The 13,762-nt window shown below is 41.2% G+C and carries 12 protein-coding genes and 1 pseudogene; 7 read left to right on the top strand and 6 right to left on the bottom strand.

Annotation, left to right across the window (positions count from 1 at the left end):
- Nucleotides 1–134: 134 nt before the first annotated feature.
- Both B4033_RS04445 and B4033_RS04440 read left to right on the top strand, forming a co-directional pair.
- Nucleotides 135–512: pseudogene (locus tag B4033_RS04445) on the top strand (SGNH/GDSL hydrolase family protein); the annotation flags it as partial.
- 35 nt (nt 513–547) lie between these two features.
- Nucleotides 548–1,132 carry a uracil-DNA glycosylase family protein gene (locus B4033_RS04440; RefSeq protein ID WP_286832404.1) on the top strand — a complete coding sequence of 195 codons (585 nt, stop codon included), beginning with the start codon at nt 548–550 and terminating at the stop codon, nt 1,130–1,132.
- Nucleotides 1,133–1,275: 143 nt separating this feature from the next.
- Here B4033_RS04440 and B4033_RS04435 read toward each other — a convergent pair whose 3' ends face one another.
- The 3 genes from B4033_RS04435 to B4033_RS04425 form a co-directional block, all read right to left on the bottom strand.
- A complete protein-coding gene (locus B4033_RS04435) occupies nt 1,276–1,803 on the bottom strand; it encodes a pyridoxamine 5'-phosphate oxidase family protein (RefSeq protein ID WP_286832403.1) in 528 nt (175 codons plus the stop codon).
- A gap of 125 nt (nt 1,804–1,928) precedes the next feature.
- A complete protein-coding gene (locus B4033_RS04430; RefSeq protein ID WP_286832402.1) occupies nt 1,929–2,366 on the bottom strand; it encodes a hypothetical protein in 438 nt (145 codons plus the stop codon).
- Nucleotides 2,367–2,551: 185 nt separating this feature from the next.
- Nucleotides 2,552–4,108 carry a phospholipase D-like domain-containing protein gene (locus tag B4033_RS04425; protein ID WP_286832400.1) on the bottom strand — a complete coding sequence of 519 codons (1,557 nt, stop codon included), beginning with the start codon at nt 4,106–4,108 and terminating at the stop codon, nt 2,552–2,554.
- Between the two features lie 123 nt (nt 4,109–4,231).
- Between B4033_RS04425 and B4033_RS04420 the strand changes: the two genes are divergently transcribed.
- The 5 genes from B4033_RS04420 to B4033_RS04400 all read left to right on the top strand — a co-directional run bounded on the left by B4033_RS04420 (nt 4,232) and on the right by B4033_RS04400 (nt 10,689).
- Nucleotides 4,232–5,344, top strand: coding sequence for an S-(hydroxymethyl)glutathione dehydrogenase/class III alcohol dehydrogenase (locus B4033_RS04420; RefSeq protein WP_004895024.1), 1,113 nt, complete (start codon nt 4,232–4,234; stop codon nt 5,342–5,344).
- Nucleotides 5,345–5,549: 205 nt separating this feature from the next.
- Nucleotides 5,550–6,080: a hypothetical protein gene (locus B4033_RS04415; protein WP_004809525.1), complete on the top strand. Its 531-nt coding sequence runs from the start codon at nt 5,550–5,552 to the stop codon at nt 6,078–6,080.
- 521 nt (nt 6,081–6,601) lie between these two features.
- Nucleotides 6,602–7,651: a 3-deoxy-7-phosphoheptulonate synthase gene (locus B4033_RS04410; protein WP_076753630.1), complete on the top strand. Its 1,050-nt coding sequence runs from the start codon at nt 6,602–6,604 to the stop codon at nt 7,649–7,651.
- A 243-nt stretch (nt 7,652–7,894) separates the two neighbouring features.
- On the top strand, nt 7,895–9,073 hold the full coding sequence (locus B4033_RS04405; RefSeq protein ID WP_286832399.1) for a PilT/PilU family type 4a pilus ATPase: 1,179 nt from the start codon (nt 7,895–7,897) through the stop codon (nt 9,071–9,073).
- Nucleotides 9,074–9,483: 410 nt separating this feature from the next.
- Nucleotides 9,484–10,689: a PilT/PilU family type 4a pilus ATPase gene (locus B4033_RS04400; RefSeq protein ID WP_286832396.1), complete on the top strand. Its 1,206-nt coding sequence runs from the start codon at nt 9,484–9,486 to the stop codon at nt 10,687–10,689.
- A gap of 57 nt (nt 10,690–10,746) precedes the next feature.
- Here the strand turns inward: B4033_RS04400 and B4033_RS04395 are convergent, their stop codons facing one another.
- The 3 genes from B4033_RS04395 to B4033_RS04385 all read right to left on the bottom strand — a co-directional run bounded on the left by B4033_RS04395 (nt 10,747) and on the right by B4033_RS04385 (nt 13,629).
- The gene (locus tag B4033_RS04395; protein ID WP_005222285.1) at nt 10,747–11,925 is read right to left on the bottom strand and encodes an MFS transporter; all 1,179 of its coding nucleotides are present in this window, start codon (nt 11,923–11,925) and stop codon (nt 10,747–10,749) included.
- A gap of 228 nt (nt 11,926–12,153) precedes the next feature.
- Nucleotides 12,154–12,528 carry a glycine cleavage system protein GcvH gene (gcvH, locus tag B4033_RS04390; protein ID WP_004809515.1) on the bottom strand — a complete coding sequence of 125 codons (375 nt, stop codon included), beginning with the start codon at nt 12,526–12,528 and terminating at the stop codon, nt 12,154–12,156.
- A 72-nt stretch (nt 12,529–12,600) separates the two neighbouring features.
- Nucleotides 12,601–13,629 carry an AraC family transcriptional regulator gene (locus B4033_RS04385; RefSeq protein ID WP_286832392.1) on the bottom strand — a complete coding sequence of 343 codons (1,029 nt, stop codon included), beginning with the start codon at nt 13,627–13,629 and terminating at the stop codon, nt 12,601–12,603.
- Between the last annotated feature and the right edge of the window lie 133 nt (nt 13,630–13,762).

The raw sequence follows: 13,762 nt of genomic DNA, 5'->3' as shown, positions 1-13,762 counted from the left end.
TCGCTTGAACTGAGGATCAGAAAGCTTGTTTGAATCGATGTATTTCATCCGCAGATTATGCACGAATGCCAAGAAATCCGGAGTGCAAATATTAACCAAAAAGAAGATCGTTTTTTGATTTATGAAAGAGATCTGTGACTTCAGTCGGTGTAAATGATGTTACCAAGCTGATACCCGCAGATGTGTGGATTAAAAAGCAGCAGAAACTTTATCAGACAATTGAAAGTTGCTTTAGTCCTGAGTTAATTATCGCGGCCAGCGTTCCACCAATGAACATGTTCCCGGCTTTACCAAATCCATTAGCCTGGTTATTTGGTCGTTATGCCAAAGCCATGAACTCTGAGCTGGAGAAATTTGTCAGCAAGAAAGCCAATATGCAGTGGATTGAGTACGATATCAAACAATATCAGGCACTCAATCTGGAAATGGCCCAAGACGGTTTTCACCCGAGTAAAGAAGTTTATACGCTTTGGGGACAGGAAGTTGCTACAAAAATCCGCCAAAAATTTTAGAATAGAATTTTTATACACTAATTTAGTGAAATTTTATGTCGGATATTGAAACCCATCCTCTAGAACCTTTTTTACCGGAAAATTCCAAACTTCTGATGATGGGCAGTTTTCCGCCACCAGAAACACGTTGGAAAATGCGTTTCTATTATCCAAATTATCAAAATGATATGTGGCGGATATTTGGTTTAATTTTCTATCATAATAAAGATTACTTTCTGGATCTTGCCAATAAGAATTTTCAGGAGATGTTGATTCGGGAATTTTTGCTGGAAAAAGGTATTGCGATTTTTGATACGGCGTATCAGATCCGGCGATTGAAAGGGAATGCTTCAGATAAATTTCTGGAAATTGTTACGCCAACTGACCTCAACAAACTGCTTGTTCAGATGCCTTTATGTCATAGCATTATGACCACAGGCGATAAAGCGACCGAAACCCTGATGCTATCCATGCCTGAAGGCACAGAAAAACCTGCTATCGGGCAGCCGAGTAAAGCACATTTTGCTGGACGTGAACTAAAACTCTATCGAATGCCATCATCATCACGAGCCTATCCATTGGCTTTGGAGAAAAAGGCGGAAGCCTATCGGGAATTGTTTAGAGATGCTGGACTGATTTAGGTTTTAGCAATAAAGGTGAATGCAATACTTATAATGTTTACGTTAAATCTATCTTGATTGAAGCAAATATTTCATTTTGGGATTAAGAAAATAAAACAAATTCATACTTATAGTTAATTTCTAACTAATAGTAAGTATTAAATCTATGTATCCGGTATCATTTGTGGATATTCCACCCATTTAAAACCATGCGCCTGAAAATCCCGAACATGGGTAAAGTCAGACCAGATCAGGCGGCTGCCTTTGGTCCATCTTAATAGTTTTATTCTACGATGGACCAGCTCCAGTTCAGTTTCAGTTGCAGGTCGAAGTTCACTGATTTCCGCATATAAACGTACACCTGGATAACTGCTAAATTTACCGCTCATTAAAGATTTTAGCCAAAATGAGCGGTTACTATTTACTGCTTGAATACACGCTTTCGAACTATGTGGAAGGTTCTGTTTCAGGCTGGTACAGTAGCGGTCAAAGAAAAAGCCTGTGGGTTTATATTCATGTAAAAATAAAGTGCCGATGGGACTGCTTGTAGGAAATCCATCAGAGGTGATTGTAGATACCGAGCAGTGCATGGCAGCACGCTGGACATCAGCAATGACATTCCGGATCTTAAGCCAATCTTGAGGCTGAATGTTTATCATCATAAGATCATCTTCATTTTTTATTATTTTCATTAACATAGCATAGAGCATATATAAAATTGCTGAGACATTACGACTTACCATTCATCTCTATAGAAATTTTAAAATAAAAAAGGCGATTGAATCGCCCTTAAATGTTTTAGTGATGGCTTTAAATATTAACCATCATATTCCACATAATCCCAAAGATTTAAACGAGATTTAATTTCACGACGAATATTCGGTAATAAAGGCAACAGCGTGCCATCGATCCATAAACTCAAAGCTTGTGAAGATAGTAATTGTTGCTGCTCATCAACCAGTTTCGCACCTTTGACGACGACCAAAGTTTCTTCATTGACCTCAGTTTCTACACCTTTAAACAGCACCTGTAGATCATAGCCAGAATCTTGAATCAGCCATTCCAGTTCAATCTGGATATTTTCATTGGACTGGATGATAGCCTGACCTTCAATCACCTCTGTATCAGAAATACAGTCATGCTCTACACGGATTTTCGCGAGAAACCATTCCTGAGCGGATAATTCTTGAAGGGTTTTGGTTGGTGTGAGGATATCACTTAACTTAAATTGGCGGCTTAAATCAAAAAATTGCATGGGAGTGTGGCGAAAAAACTTCGCAAAAACTGGAAAAGTGTAATTTTAAGGCAATCTAGAGCTATGGTACAGATCATGACCGCATTGATCGAATAAACGTCTAAAACCTGCACAATTTTCAATTAATCCTAAAATTAACAATTTTTAAAATGAGGTAGAAGTTCGATTTTGTCATCTGGTTGTCATTACATTGCCCATTCAGCCGGAAAAGTCGTGACTAAATGCATCATAAAACGCTGGAATCGGGTTGTTTCAGGATCATGTGTAAATTTTAAAGTTTTTCCGTCTTTCTGTTGGTCAAGCCAAATAATTTCCCCTTTATCATTCAGCTTAAGTTGATAAGCAATACGTGGCAGATATTTATCTAATGATGCTGCAATTTCATTTTGAAGTTTCTCTGATTCGATCACCAGTCCGACTTCAGTATTCAGGCGGGCTGAACGGGGATCAAAGTTAAAAGAGCCGATAAAGACTTTGCCATCCGCATGGAAAAACTTGGCATGCAGGCTGGAGCTGTTTTTATTTTTAGCTGGAATCACATTACCTGTCATTTTTTCATACCAGGTACGTTCCCGACGTTCGATATAAGGTTTAAATTCCCAGATTTCTATACCATTTTTGAGCAATTGATTACGGTATTGCTGATAGTAGGCATGTACCACAGGCACATCATTCGCCAAAAATGAGTTAGTGACAACCCGAATTTTCAAGCCATTTCGGGCACGCTTGCTCAGATAATCCGTTCCCCATTGGGTGGGAACAAAATAGGAAGACACCAGGTCTAACTGATTTTTTGGTTCACCCATCAGATCTAACATCTGGGTATAGATGAAGTCTTCATCATTTATCGTGTGACGTGCTTTTCTGGGGGAATCGGCAACAAAGTGCGCACTGGCCCATTGCACAGGTTGTGACTGTAATTGTTTGGCAATTTGTTGCTCGGCAATATTGACGCGACGCTGGGTTTCCTTGGCATCCAAACGGGTTTGAGCAAATAATTTTCTTAATTCAATCAAATCATCCGGTTTAGACTTTTCCTCTAAGATCTGCTGGATATCATAACTCAGCGTATCATTCCAGAAGTCGATAAAAGACTGGTTGGCATCTGTGACCGCATTGCCAGCAAAGAAAATATCGACATCGGTAAACTGAAAATCATTGCTGGCTTCAAAATATTCACTACTGATATTGCGGCCACCGGTGACAGCCACACTGCCATCGGCAATGATCAATTTATTGTGCATACGGTGATTCACTTTCTTTAAACGCAGCCCATAATCCAGGGCGCGAAAGTGACGAAATTTATAAGGATTAAATAATTTGGTTTCGATATTAGGATGTTGGCTCAGCGCAAGCAGTTTATCATCCAGCTGGGTACCATTCTGGTCATCAATTAATAGCCGCACTTTAACTCCGCGATCAGCGGCATTCAGCAACTGGGACAATACCAGATTACCAATAAAATCATCGTTCCAGATATAATATTGCAAATCAAGATGATGCTTGGCGTGATTGATCAGGTGTAGTCGTGCTGCAATACTCATAAAACCGTCATATAGCGGCAAATAAGCGGTTAAACCTTCCTGAACATTTTCCCGGGCTTCGGTTTTTTGAATCCAGTGTTGGGATTGTACCGGTGTAATTTTTGCTTTAGTCGATATGTTTGGATCTAACTCACAGCCTGTCAAAAAAATGGATAAGCTAATAAAACTGATACAAAGTGTTTTAGTTCGGTGAGTCATTGAGTTTCCATTAATTATTTGGCTTTATTCTTCCCATATTAAAGATGTTAATGGTTGAATCTCAGAATAGAAAGAGGTTACTGTTAGTCATCTGTTAAATCAGCAAACAAAGGATAGTTTTAAATGAAATCACGTGCAGCGGTAGCGTTCGGTCCAGGCGAGCCATTACAGATCGTTGAAGTTGATGTCGCACCACCGAAAGCTGGCGAAGTTCTGGTAAAAATTAGCCATACGGGCGTGTGTCATACTGATGCTTTCACTTTATCTGGTGAAGATCCTGAAGGTGTATTCCCGGCAATTCTGGGCCATGAAGGTGCAGGTGTGGTGGTTGAAGTGGGTGAAGGTGTCACCAGCTTAAAACCGGGTGATCACGTGATTCCTCTATATACTGCTGAATGTGGTGAATGCCTGTTCTGTAAATCTGGAAAAACTAACCTATGCGTTGCTGTACGTGCGACTCAGGGTAAAGGGGTAATGCCGGATGGTACCACGCGTTTCTCTTATAATGGCGAGCCAATTTACCATTACATGGGCTGTTCAACATTCTCTGAATATACCGTGGTTGCTGAAGTTTCTCTGGCGAAAATCAATCCAGAAGCAAATCATGAACACGTTTGCTTATTAGGCTGTGGTGTCACTACAGGTATTGGTGCAGTACATAACACAGCAAAAGTACAGGAAGGTGATACGGTTGCAGTATTTGGTCTGGGGGGTATCGGGTTGGCAGTGGTACAAGGTGCCCGTCAAGCCAAAGCCAGCCGTATTATTGCAGTAGATACCAATGCTGATAAATTTGAACTGGCAAAACAGTTCGGTGCAACCGACTTCTTAAATCCAAAAGACTATGACAAGCCAATTCAGCAAGTCATTGTGGAAATGACAGGCTGGGGTGTAGATCATTCATTTGAATGTATCGGTAATGTCGACGTAATGCGTTCTGCACTGGAATGTGCACACCGTGGCTGGGGTCAATCAGTCATTATTGGTGTCGCTGGTGCAGGTAAGGAAATTTCGACTCGTCCATTCCAGCTCGTGACTGGCCGTAAATGGATGGGGACTGCATTTGGTGGCGTAAAAGGTCGTTCACAATTGCCAGGAATGGTTGAGCAGGCTATGAAAGGTGATATCCAGCTAGAACCATTTGTAACCCATACCATGCCGCTTGAGCAGATTAACGAAGCATTTGATCTGATGCATGAAGGCAAGTCGATCCGTACAGTGATTCATTTTGACTAAGCAGATCAATTTTAAAAGACCGGTAAATACCGGTCTTTTTTATGTTTATTTATTTTAAATTGGATACATTTGCCTCTAAAACCCTCACAGAGCTTAACTGAATCCGCACAAGCCTTCTAAAGTCATTTTGGCTCAGAGCTTTATAGTGATGAAAGCATATTGATATGCGTTAAGAAAACCATTTTCAACAATAAGGATAAGCTCTATGTCGAATGATAATTTTGATCGTGATTTAATCAAGAATTCTCCGAAAGAAGTACGTGATGATTTAAATGCCGATCCAATTACTGGTGAACCGGGTGCGCATCCGGTAGGTACAGGTGTCGGTGCTGCAGGCGGTGCAGCTGCAGGTGCAGCAATTGGTTCTGCTGCTGGTCCGGTTGGAACTGCTGTCGGTGGCGTTGTCGGTGCAGTGGTTGGCGGGTTAGCGGGTCATGGTGTAGGTGAAGTGGTAAACCCAACCGAAGAAGAAGCATATTGGCGTGAAAATTCATTAAATACGCCTTATTATACTGAAGCACGTACAAGTTATAGCGATCTGGATTATGATCGTGATTATCATACGGCGTATCAGGTTGGTTATGAAAACCGTGCCCATTATGATGCTAACACCCGTTTTGAAGATGCCGAATCTGATTTAAGAATCAAATGGGAACAAGTAAAAGGCGAGTCGCGTCTGAACTGGGAGCAGGCTAAATATGCGATTCGCGATGCTTGGAACCGTGTTTCACGTTGATTCTGCTTTAATAATGAGTAACTGAATCTTGACAAGGTCTGAGGTAGCTTCAGATCTTGTCAAACTTTGGTATAGCTATGACAAATACGTGGATTGATAAATAAAAATAGCCACACTAATAAATATTTTTTTTACAATTTTTACTTGTCAAATACTGATATACCGCGTATTTTAAATTTCATATTCACATTTTTATGAATGACATAACATGCTCAAGCAACCTGTAAACTTAAACGCTTATTATTATTTCTGGCAGTTTAGATGATTGCCTGAATGCGTTCGGGCAAGTAAAAGGTTGCCCACCCAGTTTATACCTGATCGGCAACCCTGATCAGGTTTTTTTATGCTTGTTATATTTACTAATTTTGGAGACAGCCATGACTTATTTTAATTATTCATACTTTAGCAACTTTTATTGGTTCTACTTTAACCAGTTGATGAACCTTAGCACCCAGACACATAGACCCATAAAGCTCAAATAAAAGTTCGGACTGTATTGATCAGTCCAAAGGATGAAAGTCATGAATAGCGTTATTACATCACAACAACAGCAAACTGAAACTCTATTAAGCCTGCCGGCAGAACTGAAAGCACAATTGCCATTGTCTCCACAATTGGCTGAACAGATTGCCGGACAGCGACAAACCATACAGAACATTCTAGAGGGTAAAGATCACCGTCTGATGGTGATTACCGGACCATGCTCCATCCATGATGAAGCCTCCGCACTTGAATATGCAGAAAAATTAAAACAGTTACAGGCTCAAATTTCTGATCAGATTTTCCTGGTCATGCGTGCTTACATTGAAAAGCCTCGTACCACAGTCGGCTGGAAAGGTTTCCTATACGATCCTGCACTGGATGGTTCATCCAATATGCAGTTGGGTCTGCAAAAATCTCGCGAACTTTACCTGAAAATTATTGGCATGGGCTTACCGATTGCTTCGGAAATCCTCAGTCCAATGGCGACGGCATACTTCGATGATTTACTAGCTTGGGGTGCGATTGGTGCACGTACCAGTGAATCTCAGATCCACCGCGAAATTTCCAGCCATATGCCATACAGCATCGGTTTCAAAAATGGCACTGATGGTTCGATTCAGATTGCTTTAGATGCGATTCAGTCAGCTTCTCATCCGCATCAGTTCCTGGGCATGAGCCAATCGGGTTTACCATGTATTTTAAATTCCAAAGGTAATCCAAAAGCCCATCTGATTCTGCGTGGATCAAATAGTGGTCCGAACTACCAGTTATCTGAAATCGAGAAAATCAAAGCCAAACATTCAGCGGAATTGCCAGCATTAGTGATTGACTGTAGCCATGGCAACAGTTCCAAAAATCCGATGTTACAACCAGAGGTTTTAGAGCAGATCGTGGCAGAACGCTTACAGACCAATGTTCGCGGTGTGATGCTGGAAAGTCATCTGGTTGATGGCAATCAGAAAATTTCAAATGGTATGGTTTACGGACAGTCGGTTACCGATGGATGTCTGGGCTGGACAAAAACCGAACAACTGTTGTTAAATATGATAGATTCACTGCGACTGGAAGGTTTAAAGCGTAGTGCTTAAATTTGCGGTCTTGCCTTTCCTCTGATTGTTAGGGAAAGGCATGAGTGAATGCTACTGAGAGGAAGACTGCTTATAAAGTTTCGATCAACACCTTTACTATGTTGAACATACAGAATAATAATCATTAAAAATATATTTATAAATACATCAAAAAATAAGTGATTTCACAATAACAATAATTTTTCAGGATCTGCATCAAACCGTTTTATATCGCGCGATGGACATGATCTGAGGGACCTGGATATGTATACACCCGAATTGCTCGATGAAGCACGTAAATTTATGCACCATATGCTGACCAAAGTGGTTGAATATGGAGGTTCCGATCTTTTTATTACCGCAGATTTTCCACCAAGTATCAAACAGCAGGGCTTGATGAAACCTTTTGGTCAGCAAAAACTGGCAGCGGATAAAACCCGTTTGTTTGCCTATGCTTTAATGAATGAACGACAGATCAAGGAATTTGAATCAGTGATGGAATGCAATTTCGGTATCAGTGTACCGGGTGTATCACGCTTCCGGGTCAATGTCTTTCAGCAACAGCATAATGTTGGGATGGTAATCAGAACCATTACTACGGAGATTCCAAGCTTTCAGCAATTAGGACTACCAAACTCTTTGCAACAAGTGATTATGGAAAAACGTGGGCTGGTTCTGATTGTAGGTGCGACAGGTGTTGGTAAATCCACCACACTGGCAGCCATGATTGATCACCGCAATACCTATTCTGAAGGACATATTATTACCATAGAAGATCCTGTGGAATACGTCTATCAACATAAAAAGTCCATGATTACCCAACGTGAAATTGGCGTAGATTGTGTTTCCTGGCATAACGCGCTGATCAATACCATGCGTCAGGCACCGGATGTGATCGTGATTGGTGAAATCCGGGATACCGAAAGTATGGAGCATGCAATTGCCTTTGCTGAATCCGGTCATCTGTGTTTGGCCACCCTGCATTCTAATAATGCCGATCAGGCTTTAGACCGAATTATTAATTTCTTCCCGGAAGAACGCCACAATCAGCTATTAATGGATTTATCCGCCAATATGAAAGCTGTGATTTCGCAACGTTTGATCCGTACCGAGGATGGGCAAGGCCGTAGAGCTGCCGTTGAAATTTTATTGAATACGCCACTGGTGTCTGATTTTATCCGTAAAGGAGATTTTTACGAGTTGAAAACTATTATGGCGCGTTCGCGTGAACTCGGCATGCAGACCTTTGATCAGGCATTATTTGATTTGTATAACCAGGGAATTATTTCTTATGACGAAGCCTTGCGTAATGCAGATTCAAGTAATGAAATGCGTTTGCAGATCAAATTAAAGAGCAGTCGCATCAATCCCGCTCTTCAGGAAGAAGGAAGTAAAATGAGGATACTGGAACAGTCTAAGGAAACTACACTTTCCAGAATCTGACATACAACATTTTGCTGAAATCAAGCTGCATTCAAATGCAGTTAAGTTGGATGATAATTTTTCAGCGGTGGTTTAAAGATCATAAAGCTTTAGCCACCAAGATTTTTAATTTAATTTCCTTATTTAAAAAAATATGTGGACGGATTCATTTCGATGAGTTTCCAATTTACTTTTCTAAAATCTGAACTCTAGTTTATCAATAGTTATAAATATTAGATTTTAATTTCATTAAGATCATTTCCCTTTATTTTTATTTTCTTTGAATCAGGTCACAGAATTATTTAAAAAAATTATCTTTATAAATCAAATGTGTTTGAGCCTTTTGAAAAAACGCTGCACAATAAAATCAAAATATATTGATATGAGTCTTTTTTTGAAGATTTATACCATTGTGCATTACAGAGGAAAATATGTTTACGGCAGAGTTATTAGAAGAAGCACGTAAGTTTATGCATCATATGCTGACCAAGGTCGTTGAATATGGTGGTTCAGACTTGTTCATTACCGCAGACTTTCCTCCGAGTATCAAACATCAAGGATTAATGAAACCTTTTGGGCAACAGGAACTCACCCCAGAAAAAACCAAACTGTTTGCCTATGCACTGATGAACGAAAAGCAGCGTAAAGAATATGAAGCAGAACTAGAATGTAACTTTGCCATTACTGTACCGGGCGTTTCACGTTTCCGTGTCAACGTGTTCCAGCAGCAGCTCAATGTCGGCATGGTGATCCGGACCATCACTGCAGAAATTCCGAATTTCCAGAAGTTAAAATTACCAGAGTCACTCAAGCATGTGATTATGGAAAAGCGCGGTCTGGTACTCGTCGTGGGCGGTACAGGTTCAGGTAAGTCGACTTCGCTTGCTGCGATGATTGATTATCGTAATGAAAACTCAGCAGGCCATATCATTACCGTAGAAGACCCGGTGGAATATGTACATAAACATAAGAAGTCAATGATCACCCATCGCGAGGTCGGTGTAGATAGCCATTCCTGGCATAATGCCTTAAAAAATACCTTGCGTCAGGCACCCGATGTGATTCTGATTGGTGAAATCCGGGATACGGAAACCATGGAACATGCAATTGCCTTTGCCGAAACAGGGCATCTTTGTCTGGGGACGCTGCATTCCAACAATGCCAACCAGACGCTCGACCGGATTATTAACTTCTTCCCGGAAGAACGCCGTAATCAGTTATTGATGGATCTGTCTTCCAATATGAAAGCGATTGTCTCTCAGCGTTTGGTCCGTACTGAAGATGGCAAGGGGCGTCGTGCCGCGGTCGAAATTATGCTGAATACACCATTGGTATCAGATCTTATTCTGAAAGGTGATTTCCATGAATTAAAAGCAATTATGGGTAAATCACGTGAACTTGGTATGCAGACCTTTGATCAGGCATTATTTGATCTTTATAATGAAGGTGCGATTTCTTATGAAGAAGCATTGCGTAATGCTGATTCGACCAATGAACTTCGTCTGCAAATCAAACTGAAAAGTGCGCGTGCTAATCCAGCCATGAATAACACGGCCACCGCATTTAGCATGGTGGAAGAGAAAAAGCCGGACAATGAAGCGGATGAAGATACCAGTAGCACAGAACAAAGCTCATAAATCTTAGGCGTTTAAACTAAAAACCGACATGAAATAGGGTCGGTTTTTATTACTGGATTAAGCTATAACAGTTGTACGTTGAACCACGAATTTAAAATACAGCAGGCTCAGAGCTGTTAGAGCGGCACAAATAATAAAGGCGAAGCTAAAGCTTTGCTTGGTAATCATCATCCCAACGACTAATGAGCCAATAGCAATGCCAATGTCGTAGCAGGTATAGAAAGTCGAAGTGGCATAGCCAATCCGATGCTTGGGAGCACGTTGAATGGCGAGAGTTTGCAAACAAGGTTGAGCACTGCCAAAACCTAATCCGATCAGTACGGCTGCCAGCATAAATCCAGTCAGGTTATGAATCTGACTTAAAACCAATAGCCCCAGACTAAAGGTAAGAACCGCAGGATAAATTACATATTGTGGACCTTTACGATCATAAATTTTGCCAGTAATCGGGCGTAAGCTCATCATGGAAATGGCAAAAACCACAAAGAATAAGCCTGCGTACTGCATCAGATGAATTGAACTGGCAAAGGGGGCAATAAAGGACATGATGCTGGCATATGAGAAGGAAATCATCATGACCATTAAGGCAACGGTCAGGGATTTCTTCTCAACAAAATCACTTAAACCCAACTTGCTTTTTTCAGCTTCACTGTCTGGTTGTTTGACTTCTTGCACCGGAATTAGAAAGCAGAAGATATAACCGATAAAGATCATGGCTACCAGTACAGCAGTCACCATGGTATAGCTTAAATAAGGAATAAGACTTAGGCCAATGAGGGGGCCGAGTACAATTCCGAGATTTACCGACATGGCATAATAACCCATGCCTTCGCCTCGGCGACTATCCGAAATAAACTGGTTTACCACAGGAACACAAACGGTAGTGAGGATACTAAACCAGACCCCATGGAATAAACGCAGGATATATAAACTGGTCATATTGCTAATAAATAAATAGCCAAAAGCAATAAAACAGAACATCGTCGCCGAGATAATTAAAGTACGGCGCTGTCCCAGTTTTTCAATAATCAAACCACTAAATGGGCGGATCAAGATCGCAGAAACCATGAATAGCGTCAGGGTTAATCCGGCTTGGGTTACGCTGCCCCCAAGTTCTTTAAGAATATAAATCGGCAGAATTGTGGTTTGTGCAAAATAAAAAATAAACAAAAACAGATTATTTGCCAGACAAAGCAAAAAGGACTTTGTCCACAACGGCGTTACAGTTGCGTTCATCATGATCCAGAAATTTTAATGTGAGACGCTAGGCCAAAATTAGTATTTTTTATGGAACATGCTGAATGCGATATTCAGCAACGAAGCGCGTCACGAAGACTATATGGGAGATTATGTGAATGATACAATAAAAAGCGACAAATTTGGTGTCATTTTAATATGTAAAAGGTCTTAAAAATTCAGGTATAAAAAAATCAGCCCGCAGGCTGATTCTTAAAACAGGTTAAATTAAAGCCCTGCTTCATATTCAGTATTGCTGAGCAGTTTTTCGACATCTGCGATATTATCTGGCTTGATTTTGTAAATCCAGCCTTTGCCGTATGGATCGTCATTAATGAAATCCGGATCATCTTCCAGTGCCGGGTTAATTTCAACAACGATACCAGAAACAGGCGCATGGATATCTGAGGCAGTTTTTACAGATTCAACCACACCTGCTTGCTGACCTGCGGTCACGTGTGAATCAAGATCTGGCGCTTCAACATAGACCAGGTCACCTAAAGCATCCTGTGCATGGTCAGAAATACCGGTCACCACAAGATCACCCTCAATGCGTACCCATTCATGTGTACTTGCGTACTTTAATTCTGAAGGATGATTCATTGATAACTCCTTAAATCGCTTAGGTTCATTTTTGACATGATTTATACATTCTTTTGCTGCAAAACAAAAGGCTTATAGATACGGATCTTTACGCCAGTTGCTTGGACTGCGACCACTCCAGCGTTTAAAGGCACGACTGAAGTTGGCGACATCACTATAACCGAGTTCATCGGCAATCTGTTCCAGAGTAAAGTCTGTTCGTGAAAGCAGGGAAGTTGCATGACGATAACGTACTTCATCGACCAATGTCGAGAAAGAAGTGCCTTCTGCGGCCAGCTGACGTTTCAAGGTACGATCCGACATATGCAGACGGTCGGCGACTGCTTCAATACTAAGATAATGCTGTTCTGAATTGGTCAGAATATCCCGTACCCGCATGGCAATACGATGCCGTTCACCCAGTGCGGAAAGTTCTGCTTCACACTGGTTAATCGCAATTTGGCTGGCGATCGGATCGGCATGCACCAGTTTATTCATCAGATAGTTTTTATCGAAGCTAAGTAACAGATGTGGCTGTTCAAAACGGAACTGATGCGTAGGGAATTTCACCATAAAGTGTTCAAAACCTTCCGGCTTTTTAAAATCGAAATCAATTTCTCCGGTTGCATCGCTGATCCCGGTAATGGCTTTGGCCATACTGATCAGACCGATCATCAGGGCGATTGAAATTTCAGTACGCAGCGGTTCCATCTGAATATCAGTTTGTAGCTGTACTGTGGCCTTGACCCCAAAGGTCGAGAAGAACAGTTGCAGGAAGGGCAAACGCAACTGAATAAAACGGTTGGCCAGCACCAAAGCTTCGGTAATATTATTTGCCGTCATAATGGCATAGCCAATGAAGCCATGAATGGAAATACGCATCTGTGTGCCAAGGTGATAGCCCAAGGTCGGTTCACCAGTCAGCTTGAGTGCGTGTTTAACCATATCATTGGCGATAGCAGTCGGAATTCGGAACTCAGGATCTGCCAGCTGTTCGCTGGTTAGCCCAAAAGGTTTGAATAGCGACTCATCGTTATAGCCCCAGCGGGAGATAACGTCGAGAAGCAAAAGACCATAAACACCCGGGATGCCTTGGTCTTGGCGTGGAACAATTATCTTCATGCGCGATCCGTTGCACTCAGTCAAATTTTTTCTATTTATGTGCCCATATTGGCATGAACTAGCCAGTTTTATCTTTAAAATTGTTGGACAAAATGCTGAGCCTTACCCAGACACTTCAAGCAGATTAGCCTGA

The sequence above is a fragment of the Acinetobacter sp. UBA3132 genome, from assembly GCF_002364825.1.
Taxonomy (GTDB): domain Bacteria; phylum Pseudomonadota; class Gammaproteobacteria; order Pseudomonadales; family Moraxellaceae; genus Acinetobacter; species Acinetobacter schindleri.
The sequence above is the reverse complement of the archived record's forward strand: the minus strand, read 5'-3'. Positions and strand labels throughout refer to the sequence as shown.

Bases quoted from the DNA above. Each gene is read 5' to 3' on its own strand.
- B4033_RS04440 (WP_286832404.1), top strand. From the start codon at position 548: ATGTCGGATATTGAAACCCATCCTCTAGAACCTTTTTTACCGGAAAAT.
- B4033_RS04435 (WP_286832403.1), bottom strand. From the start codon at position 1,803: ATGAAAATAATAAAAAATGAAGATGATCTTATGATGATAAACATTCAG.
- B4033_RS04430 (WP_286832402.1), bottom strand. From the start codon at position 2,366: ATGCAATTTTTTGATTTAAGCCGCCAATTTAAGTTAAGTGATATCCTC.
- B4033_RS04425 (WP_286832400.1), bottom strand. From the start codon at position 4,108: ATGACTCACCGAACTAAAACACTTTGTATCAGTTTTATTAGCTTATCC.
- B4033_RS04420 (WP_004895024.1), top strand. From the start codon at position 4,232: ATGAAATCACGTGCAGCGGTAGCGTTCGGTCCAGGCGAGCCATTACAG.
- B4033_RS04415 (WP_004809525.1), top strand. From the start codon at position 5,550: ATGTCGAATGATAATTTTGATCGTGATTTAATCAAGAATTCTCCGAAA.
- B4033_RS04410 (WP_076753630.1), top strand. From the start codon at position 6,602: ATGAATAGCGTTATTACATCACAACAACAGCAAACTGAAACTCTATTA.
- B4033_RS04405 (WP_286832399.1), top strand. From the start codon at position 7,895: ATGTATACACCCGAATTGCTCGATGAAGCACGTAAATTTATGCACCAT.
- B4033_RS04400 (WP_286832396.1), top strand. From the start codon at position 9,484: ATGTTTACGGCAGAGTTATTAGAAGAAGCACGTAAGTTTATGCATCAT.
- B4033_RS04395 (WP_005222285.1), bottom strand. From the start codon at position 11,925: ATGAACGCAACTGTAACGCCGTTGTGGACAAAGTCCTTTTTGCTTTGT.
- gcvH (WP_004809515.1), bottom strand. From the start codon at position 12,528: ATGAATCATCCTTCAGAATTAAAGTACGCAAGTACACATGAATGGGTA.
- B4033_RS04385 (WP_286832392.1), bottom strand. From the start codon at position 13,629: ATGAAGATAATTGTTCCACGCCAAGACCAAGGCATCCCGGGTGTTTAT.